A 19344-nucleotide genomic window follows, 5' to 3' on the forward strand; every position below is an offset into this window, starting at 1 on the left:
AGGTGGCAAACATGCACACGTAGCCAATACGGCCAATTGTCGAACACCCCAGTAGGGCCGAGCGCGCGGGAAAAGCCCGCCGCCCGCCCAGGAAGACCGAATATGAACTCGTCAGTTTCTGCTCTGCCACTGTCCACCCTCGATTCTGCAAACGAAGCACTGACCCTGCGTCTGCCCAGCTCGTTGCAACTCAAACAGCAATTGCCATTGAGCAATGCCTTGAGCCAACAAGTCGCCGCCCACCGCCAAGCGGTTCGCGCGATCCTCAACGGTGAGGACCAGCGCCTGCTGGTAATCGTCGGCCCCTGCTCTATCCACGACCCTCAATCCGCCCTTGAATACGCCGGAAAACTCGCCCGCCTGGCAGAAGAAGTCAGCGACGAAATGCTGCTGGTGATGCGTGCCTACGTCGAAAAACCGCGCACTACAGTCGGCTGGAAAGGCCTGGCTTATGACCCGCACCTGGACGGTAGTGATGACATGGCCGCAGGCCTGTCCCTGTCCCGTGGGCTGATGCTGGAAATGATCCGTCTCGGCTTGCCCGTGGCGACCGAATTGCTGCAACCCATGGCAGCTGGCTACTTCGACGACTTGCTCAGTTGGGTTGCCATTGGCGCACGCACAACCGAATCACAAATCCATCGCGAGATGGCCAGCGGCTTGAACGTGCCGGTAGGATTCAAAAATGGCACCGACGGCGGCGCGGCCGTGGCTGTCGATGCCATGCGCTCGGCCTCACACCCGCATCGCCATTTCGGCGTCGACAGCCAGGGACACCCAGCCATCATCCAGACGCCTGGCAACCCTGACACCCATCTGGTACTGCGCGGCGGACATAAAGGCCCCAACCATGATCGCGAAAGCATTGCCAGAATTCACGCCGATCTGGACCGACTGAAGATCCCGAGCCGAATCATGGTCGATTGCAGCCACGCCAACAGCGGTAAAGACCCATTGCGTCAACCTGGCGTTTTCAATGAAGTGCTTGAACAACGCTTACACGGTGATCGCTCACTCATCGGCATGATGCTGGAGTCTCATTTGTTCGAAGGTTGTCAGCCGCTGAGTGCATCGCTGCGCTACGGCGTTTCGATCACTGATGGCTGCCTAGGTTTCAGCGCAACAGAGCGATTGCTGGTCGATGCTGCTCAGCGTCTTGGCGCACACGCCAGACGCTGATTGCGAGACAGGCCCTCCGGCTTATTCAAACTGGAGGGCCGTCAGCGTTACAGCTTCGCCTCTACCTGCACCCGCGTCACTGCGGACTCCTGACTGACATCGTCCAAACGTTCAACCGTGTACGCAACACGCACGGAAGATCCGTGGTGCTCGCGCCAGAAGCGATGTGGAACGATAAAAATCAGCGGCTTTCCTGCGGTTTCCCGGGTGATTTCGCGATCATCCCGATGATTGAAAAAGTCTCCGTCACATTTGAGATAAACCAGCTCACCCTCTTGCGCCTGAGCGTTGCCGATCACGACGGTTACGCCATCAATCGAGTCTTCCGCAAGCAGCACGCCGTCCTCAGCTTCAAGTACGTCGGGTGCGTCCAGTTCGCCACGCAGAAACGGGGTGATGAGAATTCTCGTCGGCTCGGACTCACGTGCCACGCCATTGGACTGCTCGACTCGGTAGCGTACCGACACCTCACCACCGAGATTTGCTGCGATGTACTCGGGAGGTACCCAGAAAGACAGCAAATCTGAAACAGCAAAGGTTTCGACCTTCAATCTGTCGTGGAACGATGCGGATGACGCGTCTGCGCACCAGCTCAATGACACCTGATCGCCTGCCGCCATTCGTGCGTAGGGCTGGAGAGTGACGAGTGCCCCTTCCACCACCCGCGCCGGATCCAGGGCCCCACCGATTGCACCTTCGACGTGCGGGGCAAGCAACTGCGGCCTTGAATCCCCCACTGTCAGTTGCAAGCGCGCAGACGATGCAGGTTCGGGCAGGGCCGCGCTGACAAGTGTCCAGTAGACCTCCAGTGAACCGCCATCCAGGGCCGCGACGTGCATGCCTTTGATAACGAAGATGACGTCTTTGCCTACCTGAGCTTCGCTGACAAAGCGGACCATTTCATGCTGATAAACAAAACCCTCGACATCCAGCCCCTCCCAACTCATCAGCAACTGATCGCCACACGCCATGTTTGCATAAGGCGTGATAGGAACGACGACCTTGCCCAGGGCGGGATCGAGCACGCTCCCCTGCAGAGAATCAAGCGTTGCTGCTGGCAACTGTTCATGTGGCGTCTTGGGGCTGGCGGGGTGGCGCACTCGATAGCAAAACTCGATTTCATGCATGTTCATTCGCAACTCCATTCCCTGGATAAAACGCTGTCTTCATGACGGCGTCGACACCCAACATTGAACGCGATTGCTGGTGTTCTCGATATCAGCCCGATACACCGCAGCCATGGCGCAAAAGCTACAAGCCCGGTAGGCAACCAACACTAAATCGACCTTCCCCAGGCGGAGGACGGCTAGAACTTCCGATTTGGATTTCGTAAGTATCTGAAAATTCGTACAGCCTCTAGTCCGAATTCAACGGCCAAGTGAAGCCTCTTCGTACTTCTTCAACGAGGTGTGTGTTTTAGAGTGGCCAACAGATTTCCCCGATGAACTTCTGCGAAAAAGGTAAGAACATGCAACGGAGTGCTACAACTCGTTATCCCATCCTGTTGGTACACGGCCTGTTTGGATTTGAGCGTATCGGCCATTTCGAGCTGTTTCATGACGTCAAGGACGCTTTGAAAACCGCTGACTGCCGAGTGTTCGTTCCACACCTCTCCGCCACCCACGACAATGAAGTCAGGGGTAAGCAACTGCTGACGCAGATTGACAGTGTCCTGCGGGGCACAGGTGCCAAAAAAGTCAATCTCATCGGGCACAGCCAGGGAGCTTTGGCAGCTCGATACGCCGCAGCGCTTGCCCCACACGCCGTGGCCTCAGTGACTTCAGTCAGCGGCCCCAATCATGGCTCGGAATTGGCTGACTTTTTGCGCAAGGCGCTGGTTCCAGGTCGGCTGCCGGAAGTCGTCGCGCAGAACGTGGCGACGGTATTTGCCGATTTTCTTTCGTTGCTTAGCGGCAGTACCACGCTGCCGCAGAATGCATTGGCGGCGCTCAATGCACTGACGACCGAGGGAGTGGGCGACTTCAACGACAGGTTTCCACAGGGATTACCCGGCACTTGGGGCGGACACGGCCCCGAACAGGTCAATGGTGTACGGTATTACTCCTGGAGCGGCGTTCTTCCGGCCATTGGGCTAGCAACACTCGACCCGGTGCAGGGAGCCTGCCGGGCGCTGTCGCAATATTTCATGACCGAGGGGGAGCAGAATGACGGCTTCGTCGGGCGTTTCAGCTCTCACTTGGGTCAAGTCATCCGTTCCGACTATCCGCTGGATCATCTGAGCAGCCTGCGCCATTGCGCCGGCAAGGTAACCGGTCAGTTCGACCCGATAGACCTTTACGTTGAGCATGCCGCGCGCCTGCAAGCAGCGAATCTCTAATCAGGCCATGACAACCGAACGGAACTTTGCCGAGAATTCGACCACTGAATCCGGTAGGCTCCGCACTTTATTGAAATAGATTGGAGAGTTTTCTCATGGCTAAAGCCACTGCCCGTCACATCCTGGTTTCCGATGAAGCCAAATGCAACGAACTCAAGACCCAGATCGAAGGCGGCGCTGATTTCGCTGAAATCGCGAAGGCCAACTCCACTTGCCCATCCAGCCGTCAGGGTGGCGACTTGGGTTCGTTTGGTCCAGGCCAAATGGTCAAGGAATTTGACACCGTGGTATTCAGCGCGCCAATCAACGTCGTGCAAGGCCCGGTAAAAACCCAGTTCGGTTATCACCTGCTGGAAGTCACCAGCCGTCAGGACTGATCCGTCGCCTGATTGCTGTCCAACGGCCCGCCTTCTGGTGGGCCGTTGTGTTTCAGTTACACATACGGCTGGCGACTGACGCGCCTCTCGCGTACAACTTGCGCTTATCGATTACCCGGCTCCAAGGCTGACAATGCGACTGGTTTTCCCCACATTGATGCTCACCGCCCTCGCCCTGCTGTCGGGCGCCGCCGGTGTGAACGCGGCACCGCAACATGCGTTGACCGTGTATGGCGAACCTGCCAAATACCCTGCCGGTTTCAGTCACTTCGATTACACCAGCCTGCAGGCCCCCAAAGGGGGAACGATGCGCCGCTCGGCGATCGAAATCGGTCACTTCGACCATCTCCTTCCTTATATAGACAAAGGCATCGGCGTCACTCAGATCGACGGCCTGCTTTATTCACCGCTGGCCCAGCGTTCGATGGATGAGCCCTACACCGTTTACGGCCTGGTCGCACAGAAGATGGAGCGCTCGGACGACGGCCTGTCACTGCGTTTCTTCATCAATCCCAAAGCACGCTTCGCCGACGGCAAACCGATCACCGCCGAAGACGTGCGCTATACCTACGATTTGTTGATGACCCAGGGCAGCCTGCGCTACCGCACCCAATTCGCCGACGTCAAAGGCGTCGAAGTGGAAGCGCCGCTGACTGTGCGTTTCGACTTCAAAAGTAATGAAAACCGCACCCTCCCGCTGGATATAGCGACCCTGCCGGTATTCCCCGAACATTGGTGGAAGAACCGCGATTTCGCCGGCGGCGGCGGATACGAGCCACCGCTGGGCAGCGGCCCGTATCGTGTCGGCAAAGTCGATTCGGGGCGCAGCATTACGTTTGAGCGTAATCCCGACTGGTGGGGCAAGGATTTGCCGGTCAGCCGCGGCCTGTACAACTTCGACCACTTCAGCATCGAGTATTTCGGCGATACCGACGTTGCACGTCAGGTGCTGCGCGGCGGCGCCTACGACTACAACCGAGAGTTCTCCGCCACTGGCTACTCGATCGGTTATGACAGCCCCGCCCTCAGCGACGGGCGCCTGCAAAAAGCCCACTTGGCCACCGAGGCGCCGCAATCGGCCCAGGGTTTTGTGTTCAACCTGCAAAAACCGATTTTCCAGGATCGGCGCGTGCGTCAGGCGTTGGCCATGCTCTGGGATTTCGAGTGGAGCAACCGGCAGATGATGCGCAACCTGTACATCCGCCAGCAAAGCTACTTTTCCAATACCGAACTCGCGGCTCGCGAACTGCCCGATGCGCAAGAGTTGAAAATCCTTGAGCCGCTGCGTGGGCAGGTTCCCGACGAAGTCTTCTCAAAAGTCTTCGAAGCGCCAAAAACCGATGGCAGCGGCCTGATCCGCGACAAGCAGTTGCAAGCCCTCGAGTTGCTGGAACAGGCCGGCTGGAAACCCGATGGCGATCAACTGGTCAACGCCGAAGGCGAGCCACTGAGTTTTACCTTCCTTGTCAGCCAGAACGGCATGGATCGTCTGTTGCTGCCGTACAAGCGCACGCTGAAACAGATCGGCATCGATCTCAATATCCGCCGTATCGACTCCTCGCAATACGTCAACCGCCTGATGAGCCGCGATTACGACATGATCGTCACCGGCTACCCCGTCACCACGTCTCCGGGTGGCGAGTTGCTCAACTACTTCGGCTCAGCGTCGGCCAACGATCCGGGCGCCAACAACTACATGGTGTTGAAAAACCCGGCGGTTGATACCTTGATCAACGGCCTGATGCGCGCCTCGACCCAATCCGACATGCTGCACTACGCCCACGCGCTGGACCGGGTGCTGCAATGGAATTACTACTGGATTCCCAACTACTATCCGCCGGGTACCTCGACTGTCTGGTGGAACCGTTTCGGCATGCCGTCGGTTCAGGCGAGCAATGACGAAGCCATCGAGAGCTGGTGGGAAATCAGCAGCACACCGCTGACCAATCAACAGATGACCGCTGAAAAAATCTCTCGCGGCAGACCCGGAGGACCGCACTGATGTGGGGTTACATACTGCGGCGCCTGCTGCTGATCATTCCGACACTGGTGATCATCCTGCTGGTGAATTTTGTGATCATTCAAGCCGCGCCGGGTGGCCCGGTCGAGCAGGCGATCGCGCACTTGCAAGGTATCGGCGGTGCCAGTGTCGGCGGCGGCGCGAGCGAAACCATGAGTGGCACATCCCGTGCCAGTCGTGGTCTCGACCCGCAGCTGATCAAAGACATCGAAAAACAGTACGGCTTTGACAAGCCCGCTCATGAACGTCTGTGGCTGATGCTCAAGAACTATGCGCAACTGGACTTCGGCAAAAGCTTCTTTCGCGGCGCGACGGTCACCGACCTGATCCTGGAAAAAATGCCGGTGACCATTTCCCTCGGTCTGTGGGCGACGCTGATTACCTATCTGGTGTCGATACCGCTGGGCATCCGCAAAGCCGTGCACCATGGCAGCCATTTCGATATCTGGAGCAGCACGGCGATCATCATCGGTTACGCAATGCCGGCGTTCCTGTTTGCGATGTTCCTGATCGTGCTGTTCGCCGGCGGCACCTCACTGAACTGGTTTCCAGTACGGGGGCTGGTGTCGGACAACTTCGAGTCGCTGTCGACCCTGGGCAAAATCGCCGACTACTTCTGGCACTTGGTGTTGCCGGTGACGGCACTGGTGATCGGCGGTTTCGCGACATTGACGATCCTGACCAAAAACTCGTTCCTCAATGAAATCACCCGCCAATACGTGGTTACCGCACGGGCCAAGGGTCTGAGTGAGCGTCGGGTGCTCTATGGCCATGTGTTTCGCAATGCAATGCTGTTGGTGGTGTCGGGCATTCCTCAAGCCTTCATCAGCGTGTTCTTCGCCGGCTCGCTGCTGATCGAAGTAATCTTCTCCCTCGACGGCCTCGGCCGCATGAGCTACGAAGCAGCGGTTTCCCGGGATTATCCGGTGGTATTCGGCTCGTTGTTCATCTTCACCCTCTTCGGCCTCCTGATAAAACTGATCGGCGACCTGTGCTACACCCTCGTTGATCCGCGCATCGACTTCGCCGCGAGGAACGCCTGATGTTCAAGCTCTCGCCTTTGGGCCGTCGTCGCTTCGAGCGATTCAAGAAGAACCGTCGTGGCTGGTGGTCGTTGTGGCTGTTTATCGGGCTGTTTATTGTCACCTTGGGTGGCGAACTGATCGCCAACGACAAGCCGCTGGTGGTCAGCTATCAGGGCCAGTGGTACTTCCCGGTGTTCAAGCGCCACACCGAGCAGGAGTTCGGCGGACAACTGCCGTTCCAGGCCGATTACCGCAGCGATTATGTGCAGAACCTCATCCGCAAGGACGGTGGCTGGCTGCTGTTTCCGCCGATTCCCTTCAGCGACGACACACCGAACTACGACCTCACCAAACCGGCACCGAGCCCGCCCACGGCAGTCAACTGGCTGGGCACCGACGATCAGTCGCGGGATGTCTTGGCGCGGGTGATCTTCGGCGCGCGGGTATCGATTCTGTTTGCCCTGATGCTGACGTTTGTCAGTGCGCTGATCGGCATCGCTGCCGGCGCGTTGCAGGGCTACTACGGCGGCTGGGTCGACTTGATCGGGCAACGTCTGCTTGAGGTGTGGTCAGGACTGCCGGTGCTGTACCTGCTGATTATCCTTTCCGGTTTCGTCGAGCCGAATTTCTGGTGGCTGCTGGGAATCATGGCGCTGTTTTCCTGGCTGGCGCTGGTCGATGTGGTGCGGGCGGAGTTCTTGCGCGGGCGTAATCTGGAATACGTCAAAGCCGCGCGAGCCCTTGGTCTGACTGACCGCAAAGTGATTTTCCGGCACATCTTGCCCAACGCCATGAATGCGACATTGAGCTACTTGCCGTTCATTCTGACCGGGGCGATTTCCACCCTTACCGCCTTGGACTTCCTCGGTTTCGGCATGCCGGCCGGCAGCGCTTCGCTGGGCGAACTGATCGGTCAGGGCAAGCAGAATCTGCAGGCGCCTTGGCTGGGTCTGACGGCGTTTTTCACCCTGGCGCTGATTCTTTCTTTACTGGTGTTCATCGGCGAGGCGTTACGTGACGCCTTCGACCCTCGATCCTGAAGCGTGGCCATGACTGACAACCTGATTGAAATCCGTAACCTCAACGTTGCCTTCCATGGCCAGCCCGTGGTGCGCGACCTGTGCCTGGACATCCGCCCTGGCGAGTGCCTGGCGCTGGTCGGCGAGTCGGGCTCGGGCAAATCGGTGACTGCTCATTCAATCCTGCAATTACTGCCTGACAGTGAAGCGCAAACCACCGGCAGCATTCGCTATCGCGGGCAGGAACTGGTGGGGGCAGACCCCAAGGTCCTGCGCGAACTGCGTGGCAACCGTATCGCCATGATCTTTCAGGAGCCGATGACCTCGCTCAATCCGCTGCACACCATCGAAAAACAGATCGGCGAAACCCTGCTGCTGCATCGCGGCCTCGGTGGCAAAGCGGCGCAAGCACGCATTCTCGAACTGCTCGGACTAGTGGGCATCCAGAAACCCAAGGAACGGCTCAAGGCTTACCCTCATCAACTGTCCGGCGGACAACGCCAGCGGGTAATGATCGCCATGGCCCTGGCCTGCGAGCCGGAATTGTTGATTGCCGACGAGCCAACTACAGCGCTCGACGTCACCGTGCAACGCAAGATCCTGTTGCTGCTCAAATCCCTGCAACAGCGTTTGGGCATGTCGCTACTGCTAATCAGCCACGACCTCAACCTCGTGCGTAGCATCGCTCAACGCGTGTGCGTGATGAAGGCCGGAGAAATCGTCGAACAGGCACCGTGCGAAACCCTGTTTACCGAGCCGAAACATCCTTACAGCTGCGTCCTGCTCAATGCCGAACCGGAAGGCGAAGCACTGCCGAGGGACGAGCGTGAGAACGTGTTGGAAGTCGATAACCTGCGGGTCGAATTTGCCGTCGGTGGCGGCCTGTTTCAGCGCAAACAATACCTGCGCGCGGTCGACGGCATTAGCCTGAACATTCAGCGCGGCAAGACGTTGGGCATCGTCGGGGAGTCCGGTTCGGGCAAGTCGACACTCGGTCAGGCGATTCTTCGTTTGCTCGACTCCGAAGGCAGTATCCGCTTCCAGGGCGAAGCGCTCGACGGCCTCAATCAGAAGCAGTTGCGACCCTGGCGCCGGCAGATGCAAGTGGTGTTTCAGGATCCGTTCGGCAGCCTCAGCCCGCGTATGTCGGTAGCACAGATCATCAGCGAAGGCCTGGAAGTGCATTGCGAATCCACCGCTGGCGAATGCGATGAGCAAGTGATCCGTGTACTCAAGGAAGTCGGTCTCGATCCTGAAAGTCGTCATCGATACCCTCACGAGTTTTCCGGCGGTCAACGTCAGCGCATCGCCATCGCCCGGGCATTGGTACTGAAACCGGCGCTGATCCTGCTGGATGAACCGACGTCGGCACTGGATCGCACGGTGCAGAAACAAGTGGTCGCCCTGCTCCGTCAGCTTCAGGAGAAACACGGTCTGACCTATCTGTTTATCAGCCACGACCTGGCGGTGGTCCGCGCTTTGGCCCACGACATGATCGTGATCAAGGACGGTAAAGTGGTCGAGCGTGGCGCCAGTCACGAGGTGTTTGATTCGCCGCAGCATCCTTACACCAAAGAGCTGTTGGCGGCGGCGCATCCGGGGTAGGCATAATCGGCGCTCGATTTGAAACCCGGTCGTGGCCATCGCTGGCGAGCCCGCGATGGCGTCGGCACTGACAACACAAACCTCGGACCAGCCTTCATGAACACCACCGAAAGCCTCAAGGACTACCAAAGGGTTCGCACTCTGGCGATCCGTTCGCTGTTCGAGATCATCGAGCAGTCGAGCGAAGGCACGGTGATTGTCGATCGTGACGCCAACATCGTCTGGATGAACGAGCGATACGCCCGGCGTTTCGGCCTGGAATCCGCCGCAGGCGCCATCGGCAAGCCCTGTGAAAGGGTGATCCCCGGAAGTCTGCTGCGAGAAGTGGTGCGCACCGGTCGACCGATTTTGCTGGACATGCAGGACACCCCAAAAGAACCGCTGGTGGTGATGCGCCTGCCGATCCACGACGACGCGGGCACGGTCATTGGCGCCATCGGCTTCGCCCTGTTCGATGAGTTGCGTACCCTGTCGCCGATGCTCAAGCGTTACCTGAGCATGCAGGAAGAGCTGGCCTCGACCCGCTCCTTGCTGCGCGCGCGGCAGACCAAATACAACTTCGCCCATTTCATCGGCACCAGTGCCGCCAGCCTCGACGTCAAACGCCGTGCGCGGCGCAGTGCGAGTGCCGAGTCTCCTGTGTTGCTGCTGGGTGAAACCGGTACCGGCAAGGAATTGCTGGCACAGGCCATCCACAGTGCCTCGCCCCGAGCGCACAAAGCCTTCGTCAGCATCAACAGCGCGGCGATTCCCGAGGCGCTGCTGGAAGCGGAGTTTTTCGGCACCGCCCCAGGCGCGTTCACCGGAGCCGACCGCAAGGGCCGTACCGGCAAACTGCAAATCGCTCAGGGCGGCACGCTGTTCCTTGACGAAATCGGCGACATGCCGCTGCCGCTGCAAAGCAAATTGCTGCGCGTGCTGCAGGAGAAGGAGTTCGAGCCAGTGGGTTCGAACGACGTGATCCAAAGTGATGTGCGGGTGATTGCCGCCACGTCGACGGATCTGCAAGCGGCGATCAAACGCGGCGAATTCCGCGCGGACCTTTATTACCGGCTCAACGTGTTGCCGATCAATGTACCGCCGCTGCGTGAAAGGCTCGACGATCTGCCGGCACTCAGCGAAGCCATTCTGGAAGAGCTGCGCAGTCAACATGAGCTGAACCGTGAAGCGTTGACGTTGCTTGGGCAGCATGCCTGGCCGGGCAATATTCGAGAGCTGCGCAACGTGCTGGAACGCGCAGCGCTGCTGAGTGATGACCTGATGCTCACCGAGAACGACATTCGCGCGGCCATCGTTACGTTTACGCCGGTGGAACGTGCTTCGGCACCGATGATTGAATCGTTGGCCGAGGAGACATTCGCTGAGGCGCGGGAGCGGTTTGATCGGCAGTTGATTCAGTCTGCCCTTGCGCAATGCGGGGGTAAGGTTCCAGAGGCGGCGGCTCGGCTGGGGCTGGGGCGGTCGACGCTGTACAAGAAAATGGTGGCGCTGGGGATCGTCTAGTCTCAATAAAGAGATACTTATCTCTATTTCTGGATAAGACCTTAAAGATCAAAAGATCGCAGCCTACGGCAGCTCCTACAGGGTGGATAGGCTTCAAATTGTAGGAGTTGCCGGAGGCTGCGATCTTTTTTGGCCGACGCAATCTCCCGATTGAGACAAAACTCTATCCACATATTTAAAACAGAGAATAATTTCCTTAAATTTCAACACGTTAACAACTTGGCACACATCTCGCTTTGCCCCTTCTTACACCCGTTTCAACCACAAAAATAACAATTCTGGAGAGACACACCATGAGTGTGATCATTGCCTTGGCAGCCCTGGCGCTGTTGATGGTCGCTGCGTATCGTGGCTACAGCGTTATCCTCTTCGCACCCATCGCCGCGCTCGGCGCTGTCCTGCTGACTGACCCGTCCGCCGTTGCCCCAGCTTTCACAGGGGTGTTCATGGAGAAAATGGTCGGTTTCATCAAGCTGTATTTCCCCGTGTTCCTGCTCGGTGCCGTGTTCGGCAAGTTGATCGAACTGTCGGGTTTCTCGCGTTCGATCGTTGCAGCGGCCATTCGTCTGTTAGGCACAAAGCAGGCCATGCTAGTGATCGTGCTGGTCTGCGCCCTCCTCACCTACGGTGGCGTTTCGCTGTTCGTGGTGGTGTTCGCGGTTTACCCGTTTGCGGCGGAGATGTTTCGCCAGAGCAACATCCCCAAACGTCTGATCCCGGCCACCATCGCCCTCGGCGCGTTTTCGTTCACCATGGACGCCCTGCCCGGGACGCCACAAATCCAGAACATCATCCCCAGCACGTTCTTCAACACCACCGCTTGGGCAGCGCCGTGGCTGGGTGTGATCGGCACGATTTTCGTGTTCTGCGCCGGCATGCTGTTTCTGCAACGTCAACGCAACAAGGCTCAACGCGCCGGTGAAGGTTATGGCACCGAACTGCGCAACGAGCCGGAAACCGCCGAGGACCTGACGCTGCCGAACCCTTGGCTTGCGCTCTCGCCGTTGTTGGCGGTGGGCATCATGAACCTGCTGTTCACCCACTGGATTCCGCAGTGGTACGGCAAGACCCACAGCTTGGCGCTGCCAGGCATGGCCACACCGGTGACCACTGAAATCGCCAAACTGACGGCGATCTGGGCCGTTCAAGCCGCATTGCTGGTCGGGATTCTGATGGTATTGGCGTTCGGCTTTCAGGCGATTCGCAGCAAACTGGCCGAGGGCAGCAAAAGTGCGGTCAGCGGTGCGTTGCTGGCGGCCATGAACACCGCTTCCGAATATGGTTTCGGCGCAGTGATCGCCTCGCTGCCGGGCTTTCTGGTGCTGGCCGACTGGCTCAAGCAAATCCCCAATCCACTGGTCAACGAAGCGATCACCGTGACCTTGCTCGCGGGTATTACCGGCTCGGCTTCGGGGGGCATGAGCATTGCGCTGGCGGCAATGTCCGAGCAGTTCATCAGCGCCGCCAATGCGGCGAACATTCCGCTGGAGGTGTTGCACCGCGTGGCTGCGATGGCCAGCGGCGGCATGGACACCCTGCCGCACAACGGCGCGGTCATCACCCTGCTGGCAGTCACCGGCCTGACCCATCGTGAAGCCTATAAAGACATTTTCTGTATTACGCTGATCAAGACCCTGGCGGTTTTCGTGGTGATCGGCACTTTCTACGCCACTGGCATTGTGTGAGGCATTCATGACGACTCTTACTGGCAAGACCGCACTGGTAACCGGCTCCACCAGCGGCATTGGCCTGGGCATTGCGCTCGTACTGGCCAAGGCTGGAGCCAATGTTGTTCTCAATGGCTTTGGCGATGCGTCCAAAGTGATTGCCGAAGTGGCGCAGTTCGGCGGCAAGGTCGGCCATCATCCGGCGGACGTCAGCGACCCGGCGCAGATTGCCGAAATGATCGCCTACGCCGAACGCGAGTTCGGTGGCGTGGACATTCTCATCAACAACGCCGGCATCCAGCATGTCGCCGCCGTGGAAGAGTTTCCGATTGAACGCTGGGATTCGATCATCGCCATCAACCTCTCTTCGGTGTTTCACAGCACCCGCCTGAGCTTGCCGGGCATGCGCGCCAAAGGCTGGGGGCGGATCATCAATATCGCCTCCGTACACGGCCAGGTCGGTTCCACAGGCAAAGCGGCTTACGTTGCTGCCAAACACGGGGTGATCGGCCTGACCAAAGTGGTCGGTCTGGAAACCGCGACCAGCAACGTCACCTGCAATGCGATTTGCCCGGGCTGGGTACTGACGCCGCTGGTGCAGAAGCAGATCGATGATCGCGCCGCCAAGGGCGTCGATCCGCAGCAGGCGCAGCATGATTTGCTGGCCGAGAAACAGCCATCGCTGGAGTTCGTTACGCCGCAGCATCTGGGGGAACTGGTGTTGTTTCTGTGCAGCGAAGCAGGCAGCCAGGTGCGTGGTGCGGCGTGGAATATTGACGGTGGTTGGTTGGCGCAATAAGCCGCGACACCTTCAGGAAAACAAGAGGCAAACAAATGTCCGACATCCTCTGGCAGCCCGACGCCAACCGCATCGCCAAGTCGCGCATGGATACATTCCGACGCTTCGTCAATCAGCGCCATTCGCTCAATCTGGAAGGCTACCCTGCCCTGCACCAATGGAGCATCGAAGAGCGTGAAGCGTTCTGGCAAGCCATCGTCGACTTCTTCGACATTCGCTTCCATACCCAGCCAGACGCCGTGTTACGCGAAGGTGAATACATGCCCAGCGCCGAATGGTTTCCCGGCGCCACCCTGAACTTTGCCGAACATTTATTGCGGCGCCGTGATGACGCCGTGGCGGTGGTAAGCCTGGCCGAGAACGGTCAGCGCGAGCAATTGAGCTGGGCCGAACTGGCTCACCAAGTCGCCGGTTTGCAGGCCAGTCTGCAAGCCGTGGGCGTGGGTCTCGGCGACCGGGTGGCGGCGTGTATGCCCAACACCTGGCAGACGCTGGTGGCGATGCTCGCAACCACCAGCCTCGGGGCAATCTGGTCGTGCTCTTCGCCGGATTTCGGCACCCACGGCGTGATTGATCGTTTTGGTCAGATCGAACCGAAAGTCCTGATCACCTGCGCCGGTTACCGCTATGCCGGCAAAGAGATAGACCAGACGACGAAGCTCAATGAAATCCTTGCGCAACTGCCATCGCTGCAACAGTTGCTCATCGTTCCCTATGCGCGTGCGCAAGCGCGCATCGAAGACTATCGCACGCAAGCCAATGTCACCCTGTGGGACGACTTTTATCAGCCCGGCGATGAACCGCGCTTCGTCCCGGTACCTTTCGCTCATCCGCTGTACGTGCTGTATTCCAGTGGCACCACTGGCGTGCCGAAATGCATCGTGCACAGCACCGGCGGCGTACTGCTGCAACACGTCAAGGAACATGGCCTGCACGTCGATCTCGGCCCAGGCGATCGCTTGTTTTACTACACCACCTGCGGCTGGATGATGTGGAACTGGCTGGTGTCAGCACTCGCGGTTGGCAGTGCCGTGGTGCTGTACGACGGTTCGCCGTTTCACCCTGGCCCGGAGCGTTTACTGGATCTCCTCGAAGACGAACGTGTCAGCGTCTTCGGCACCAGCCCCAAATACCTCTCGACGCTGGAAAGCAACGGGCTCAGACCGCGCGAGAGCCATGACCTCAGCAGCCTGAGAACCCTGCTTTGCACCGGCTCCGCGTTGTCGCCGCAGAGTTATGACTTTGTGTACCGCGACTTCAAACCTGACGTGTGCCTGGCTTCGATGTCCGGCGGTACCGATATCGTTTCCTGCTTCGTCAATGGCAACCCGATGACGCCAGTGCGGCGCGGGGAAATCATGGGCAAGAGCCTGGGCATGGCAGTTGAAGTGTGGAATGACGCCGGGCAACCCGTGATCGGCGAAAAAGGTGAATTGGTCTGCACCCGGCACTTTCCGGCGATGCCGATCGGGTTGTGGAACGATGTCGATGGGGAAAAATTACGTAAATCCTATTTCAACCTGTTCCCCGGTGTCTGGGCACAGGGCGATTACGCCGAACAGTTGCCCCATGGCGCGATGATGATTCACGGTCGCTCCGACGCCGTGCTCAATCCCGGCGGCGTGCGCATCGGTACGGCGGAAATCTATCGCCAGGTCGAGAAAATTTCGCAGGTGCTGGACAGCGTGGCCATCGGTCAGCAATGGCAGGATGATGTGCGGGTGGTGCTGTTTGTGAAATTGCGCGAGGGCGTCGAACTGGATGAAGCACTGGAGCAGCGAATCCGCCAGGTGATCCGCGCCAATACCACCCCAAGGCATGTACCGGCGAAGATTGTTGAGGTCACAGACATTCCGCGCACCATCAGCGGCAAGGTCGTGGAACTGGCCGTGAGAAATGTGGTGCACGCAGAGCCGGTGAAAAACACCGATGCGCTGGCCAATCCCGAAGCGCTGGAGCAGTTTCGGGATCGGCCGGAGCTGATGGTTTGATCGGTCGGTGGAAATGATTCAACCGAAGGTCGGCACCATCACACCAGCTTGTTCAACGTGATGAGGACAGGCTCGACAATGGCCTTGCCATAACTGACGCCGAGTGCACCGCTGATGATCGCCATGTTGCGATCAAATGTGGCTTTGTCCGTGCAAAGCTGACTTAGCAACGACGTCGCCACAGCCAGGGAATCGGCATTTGCAAAAGACCTGGAAGGCTCATGACAGGCCGTGCTCTGATCCGACACGGGCAGGCAACCCGATGCAATATTCAGCAACGGCGCCACATCGAGTCGCTGCCCGTTTTCGCTACCGCCCTCTGCGTCGGTGGCATAGCCGACATCGTCGAATTGCGCGCTGGCATGAAACAGCTCATGAATCAGGTCATCGGCCACCACATCATGGTTGAAGCCAAGACTGACGAAATGTTCGTTGAGGTTTTTTGTGTAGATTTCAACAAACGCAATATCAGTGCCGTTGCTGGCTCCAGCGCTTTTCCAGCGCTTGTAACTGTCCACGTCAAATGCCGCGATAGTGTTGTGTTCTTTAAATGCATCGAGCGCAATGTTGCTCAGGGAAAAGCCCGCAAAATCGAAGCGGATCAAGCGCAAATAGTTAACCAGACGTTCAGTGGCAACCGATGAGGTATCGCCGAATAATGTCTTCATCACCAGACTGCAATCGCGCTTGAAGTCATGTCGGCTCATGGCCCCAATGGCGTTTTCGATTTTCGCTCGGGCGCGGGGCAGACTCTGTTCGATGAACTTTCGCGTATAGCTTTCTGGCAAGGTTCTGGGCGAGTAGCGTAAATGCAGAGGAGCGTTATACGAAAACCCATTCAGCGGTTTGCCCCACAGGTCGCCGCGACGATTCAAGACATACCATTTGTTGTCGCGGCGCGCGGCCAGAACGGCAACGGCGTCGCTCGCGGCGCCGCGTGGGCGCCAGCTGCCAAGACCTAACTGGGCGCTGCCAGCGCTATCGATCAAATCATAGGATTGTCGGCGACCACTGAGTGTGTGCAGCTGTTTGTTAGCCTTGGCGATGATTTCGTGAGTACTTTTATTGAACCGCAGCAGGCCCTTGTGCACGAGTTTCCCACCGGCTTGCAGGCCCGATGGCACGCCATCCAGAGGATTGACCAGAGAAATTGCCGAGGTGAAGGCCAACCTGGTGAAACGCGCAGCTTTTGAGGTTGTGGAAATGGCTTTTGCGGAAATACTCAACACTTTCGAACTGGCTCCCGCCACCGTTCCCACCAGCCCAATGCCGTCCATCAAACAGCCGTAGACCCCATCTACGACCTTGTCATGCTCACCGGATGCAATGTCCTCAATGCATTTCTTGAAAGGCACCACCAAGTCGATGAAATAGGTGAGCAGTCGCTCGCCGTCCTCTCGGGAGAGTTCAAGAGGCGTCGGTATGCGAACCAGCTCTCTGAGTTCCTGGGCATTCAAAAACGGTCGATGATTGACGACAAATTCGGCGATACGGGCAACATTCGGATCGTTGAACCGTTGATAAAAGCCGTGCATCGGATTTGCGGAATTAGCAGGTTCCGGCAGCACGCCGAAGTTATCAATGATCGCCATGCTGCTTTTGACCGAGGGGTCCTGTGCAACAGCATGGGTAAAACATTTCACATTGATCGGCAGGTTTTGCGGATAAGTCAGCGTCAGATGGGTGGTCAAATCTGCCGGACGGCTCATTCTTGAACGTTGTTCGAGTTTTCGCTCCCGAATGATCAACGCTCCCAGGGCGTCGTTCTTGCGGAATTCTCCACGGGATGTGAACAGCTCGTAGCAGACGAATGCATTGTTGTACGACGCACACATCACCAGGCCAAAACGTCCGGTTGCAGCATCTCTGCTTTGTTGCGTTTCTCTTGGAAAATCAATACCGACAGGTCCGCCAGCGCGACGTGAAGTGGTATAGATCGCTGACTCGCGCACCGTCAAGAAGTTGATCCGGGCATTCATGAATGCTCGCAAATCCGCCTCGGGCATCTGCGCCAATGCCAGTTTCACGGTCGACAACATGGCACTGTTGAGATCCTTCAGATGTACCACCAACTGACGATCCATCTCCTCGTCACAGGAGCTGAGCTTCAGCAGCAGTGGATATCGCGTGTAGAGACTGATGCCCGATGGGTTGTAATTGATGGACGGCAGAGGTACGCCGTTAGTGACCAGGCGGACGGTACGTCTGTCCCACTTTCCGGAGACGAGATCACCCGATTGGTGCAGATCGACCATGGACATGACCTGCTGCCCGCCTTTTTCCGAGAGTGCTTTTTCATCCAGTGTGTCGCAGCCCGGTGCCGCGACTTTCAATGCTGCGCGGGCGATGCCTGACCTGCTCGGTAACGCTGTCGAAAATGCCCGGGCTATCTGGGCAAATTTTTCCGAGTGCTGCTCAAATGCCTCAATCGCACGTCGGGTAGCGGCTTCCTCCGACTGCTCGAATTCAGTTGGCGTTATAACCTGGTTAATCAGCGCCCAGTTGACGATCGGGTCAATCAAGGCCAGATCCCGCAAATGTTTCTGTGCATCACTGATTGGCTCCAGGTCGGCATAAGCCATGATCTGTGCATAGGTCAGGACTCGCGATGCGCCTGCTTTTGCGGCATCCACAAGCACGACGGCACGACAGAAAATGATCCAGGCAATTGACCCGAGAGTAATTGACGACGGAATTTCCCTGACCAGAAACTCCGGTGCGGTACGCGACAACAGCATGTGCGCTATCAGGGGCGCCAGATCAGGATCAACCCACCCTTTGGCCCGCAGAAAAGCGGTAAATTCCTCGCGTACGGTAAATGCGTGACGCTCAACATTACTCGGTGCATACAGATCAAACCCAGCGATCTTTCTCCGCTGGTTGGTGTGCAGTAACGACGGATCCAACTCGAGTAACAGGGCCGTGACCAGTAATTGCCGGAGCGTATTTTCCGAGACAATCTGCCCTTCATTGACGCCAAACCAATCCAGTTCTTCCACATAACTCCTGGCGAGAATCAGAGAGACCGAGTAGCTGACAAATTCGTTGATTCGCTGGGCCGCGTTTTCATGCGATATCGCCATACGACCGGTGAGGTTGTGCAGGCCATTCAGCAGTTTTTTTTGTGGTATTAGTTTGGCTGTCGCTGCACGAATCGCCGACAACTGGTCCGCAGAAAGTGCGACGAAAGTCTGATCTTCTGCGTGAAAGTACTCCCAATAGTTCACCGGCTCATTGACGTGAGGATCAAACTTGAACAACTCAATCAGATTTCTGACCTTCGATTTTTTTTCAGGTAAATCCACCTCATGAAATCCCATCCATTGGTCGAGTGTGACATCGAAGTCCGGCCAGATATAGCCTCCCGCCCCCCGCGCGAGATCGGCAATTAACTGTATTGTAGAAAGTGTTATTTCACTTTGTTGGAAATAGCCAGCCGCGACCAAATCCAACCAGCCATTGCCGGAATAGACTTCCATCTTGCCGTCAGGTGTGACACGAACAAGGCCGTCATGGTTGGTAGCCCGTTCCTGGACCAGCGCACTGTTGACCGCGCTGGTTTCGAGCAACCGGTTAAGCAGAACCTGACCAGGGTAATACATCTGGTAAAGCGACGATCCCTCCTGAAGCTCAACTTCCTGCGCATACCAATTGATCACGTCGCCATCAGCCAACTTACCCAGTACTTGCTCGAGTTGAACTAAAACCTGCTGACGCTCTATCGCATCGGCTTCGGCCATGCGCTTCCACTCCGCAAGACTCATGTTTGACGAGCGGAATAACTTGCTTTTCTTTACAGCACTCACTGCAGAACCTCATCA

13 protein-coding genes are annotated in these 19344 nt (G+C 57.7%); 11 read left to right on the forward strand and 2 right to left on the reverse strand.

The genetic code is table 11. From position 1 onward, the window contains the following. Positions 1-102: 102 nt before the first annotated feature. Entirely contained in the window at positions 103-1179 is a 1077-nt protein-coding gene (locus IAI51_RS19320; RefSeq protein WP_187679931.1) for a 3-deoxy-7-phosphoheptulonate synthase, read from the forward strand. 47 nt (positions 1180-1226) lie between these two features. Here the strand turns inward: IAI51_RS19320 and IAI51_RS19325 are convergent, their stop codons facing one another. After that, on the reverse strand, positions 1227-2312 hold the full coding sequence (locus tag IAI51_RS19325) for a hypothetical protein (RefSeq protein WP_187679932.1): 1086 nt from the start codon (positions 2310-2312) through the stop codon (positions 1227-1229). Positions 2313-2647: 335 nt separating this feature from the next. On the opposite strand from IAI51_RS19325, the gene IAI51_RS19330 reads away from it, so the two are divergent. The 10 genes from IAI51_RS19330 to IAI51_RS19375 all read left to right on the forward strand — a co-directional run bounded on the left by IAI51_RS19330 (position 2648) and on the right by IAI51_RS19375 (position 15523). After that, on the forward strand, positions 2648-3517 hold the full coding sequence (locus IAI51_RS19330; RefSeq protein ID WP_187679953.1) for a lipase family alpha/beta hydrolase: 870 nt from the start codon (positions 2648-2650) through the stop codon (positions 3515-3517). Positions 3518-3612: 95 nt separating this feature from the next. Then, positions 3613-3894, forward strand: coding sequence for a peptidylprolyl isomerase (locus tag IAI51_RS19335; protein WP_187679933.1), 282 nt, complete (start codon positions 3613-3615; stop codon positions 3892-3894). A gap of 133 nt (positions 3895-4027) precedes the next feature. After that, the gene (locus IAI51_RS19340; protein ID WP_187679934.1) at positions 4028-5896 is read left to right on the forward strand and encodes an extracellular solute-binding protein; all 1869 of its coding nucleotides are present in this window, start codon (positions 4028-4030) and stop codon (positions 5894-5896) included. Continuing rightward, the gene (locus tag IAI51_RS19345; protein ID WP_187679935.1) at positions 5896-6957 is read left to right on the forward strand and encodes a microcin C ABC transporter permease YejB; all 1062 of its coding nucleotides are present in this window, start codon (positions 5896-5898) and stop codon (positions 6955-6957) included. The genes IAI51_RS19340 and IAI51_RS19345 overlap by 1 nt, the downstream gene beginning before the upstream one ends. Next, positions 6957-7979, forward strand: a complete 1023-nt coding sequence (locus tag IAI51_RS19350; protein ID WP_187679936.1) for an ABC transporter permease — start codon at positions 6957-6959, stop codon at positions 7977-7979. The genes IAI51_RS19345 and IAI51_RS19350 overlap by 1 nt, the downstream gene beginning before the upstream one ends. A gap of 9 nt (positions 7980-7988) precedes the next feature. Next, on the forward strand, positions 7989-9563 hold the full coding sequence (locus IAI51_RS19355; protein ID WP_187679937.1) for an ABC transporter ATP-binding protein: 1575 nt from the start codon (positions 7989-7991) through the stop codon (positions 9561-9563). A 96-nt stretch (positions 9564-9659) separates the two neighbouring features. Then, a complete protein-coding gene (locus IAI51_RS19360) occupies positions 9660-11066 on the forward strand; it encodes a sigma-54 interaction domain-containing protein (RefSeq protein ID WP_187679938.1) in 1407 nt (468 codons plus the stop codon). 293 nt (positions 11067-11359) lie between these two features. Further along, the gene (locus IAI51_RS19365; protein ID WP_187679939.1) at positions 11360-12751 is read left to right on the forward strand and encodes a GntP family permease; all 1392 of its coding nucleotides are present in this window, start codon (positions 11360-11362) and stop codon (positions 12749-12751) included. 7 nt (positions 12752-12758) lie between these two features. Continuing rightward, positions 12759-13532, forward strand: coding sequence for a 3-hydroxybutyrate dehydrogenase (gene hbdH / locus IAI51_RS19370; protein ID WP_187679940.1), 774 nt, complete (start codon positions 12759-12761; stop codon positions 13530-13532). Between the two features lie 35 nt (positions 13533-13567). After that, positions 13568-15523 carry an acetoacetate--CoA ligase gene (locus tag IAI51_RS19375; protein ID WP_187679941.1) on the forward strand — a complete coding sequence of 652 codons (1956 nt, stop codon included), beginning with the start codon at positions 13568-13570 and terminating at the stop codon, positions 15521-15523. Between the two features lie 38 nt (positions 15524-15561). Here the strand turns inward: IAI51_RS19375 and IAI51_RS19380 are convergent, their stop codons facing one another. Further along, the gene (locus IAI51_RS19380; RefSeq protein ID WP_187679942.1) at positions 15562-19263 is read right to left on the reverse strand and encodes a hypothetical protein; all 3702 of its coding nucleotides are present in this window, start codon (positions 19261-19263) and stop codon (positions 15562-15564) included. Positions 19264-19344: the final 81 nt, after the last annotated feature.

Origin of the sequence: Pseudomonas sp. N40(2020) (genome assembly GCF_014472415.1) — a bacterium.
Taxonomy (GTDB): domain Bacteria; phylum Pseudomonadota; class Gammaproteobacteria; order Pseudomonadales; family Pseudomonadaceae; genus Aquipseudomonas.

Coding starts and splice junctions, on each gene's coding strand:
- hbdH (WP_187679940.1), top strand. CDS start 12,759: ATGACGACTCTTACTGGCAAGACCGCACTGGTAACCGGCTCCACCAGC.
- IAI51_RS19360 (WP_187679938.1), top strand. CDS start 9,660: ATGAACACCACCGAAAGCCTCAAGGACTACCAAAGGGTTCGCACTCTG.
- IAI51_RS19320 (WP_187679931.1), top strand. CDS start 103: ATGAACTCGTCAGTTTCTGCTCTGCCACTGTCCACCCTCGATTCTGCA.
- IAI51_RS19375 (WP_187679941.1), top strand. CDS start 13,568: ATGTCCGACATCCTCTGGCAGCCCGACGCCAACCGCATCGCCAAGTCG.
- IAI51_RS19345 (WP_187679935.1), top strand. CDS start 5,896: ATGTGGGGTTACATACTGCGGCGCCTGCTGCTGATCATTCCGACACTG.
- IAI51_RS19355 (WP_187679937.1), top strand. CDS start 7,989: ATGACTGACAACCTGATTGAAATCCGTAACCTCAACGTTGCCTTCCAT.
- IAI51_RS19340 (WP_187679934.1), top strand. CDS start 4,028: ATGCGACTGGTTTTCCCCACATTGATGCTCACCGCCCTCGCCCTGCTG.
- IAI51_RS19350 (WP_187679936.1), top strand. CDS start 6,957: ATGTTCAAGCTCTCGCCTTTGGGCCGTCGTCGCTTCGAGCGATTCAAG.
- IAI51_RS19325 (WP_187679932.1), bottom strand. CDS start 2,312: ATGAACATGCATGAAATCGAGTTTTGCTATCGAGTGCGCCACCCCGCC.
- IAI51_RS19330 (WP_187679953.1), top strand. CDS start 2,648: ATGCAACGGAGTGCTACAACTCGTTATCCCATCCTGTTGGTACACGGC.
- IAI51_RS19365 (WP_187679939.1), top strand. CDS start 11,360: ATGAGTGTGATCATTGCCTTGGCAGCCCTGGCGCTGTTGATGGTCGCT.
- IAI51_RS19380 (WP_187679942.1), bottom strand. CDS start 19,263: ATGGCCGAAGCCGATGCGATAGAGCGTCAGCAGGTTTTAGTTCAACTC.
- IAI51_RS19335 (WP_187679933.1), top strand. CDS start 3,613: ATGGCTAAAGCCACTGCCCGTCACATCCTGGTTTCCGATGAAGCCAAA.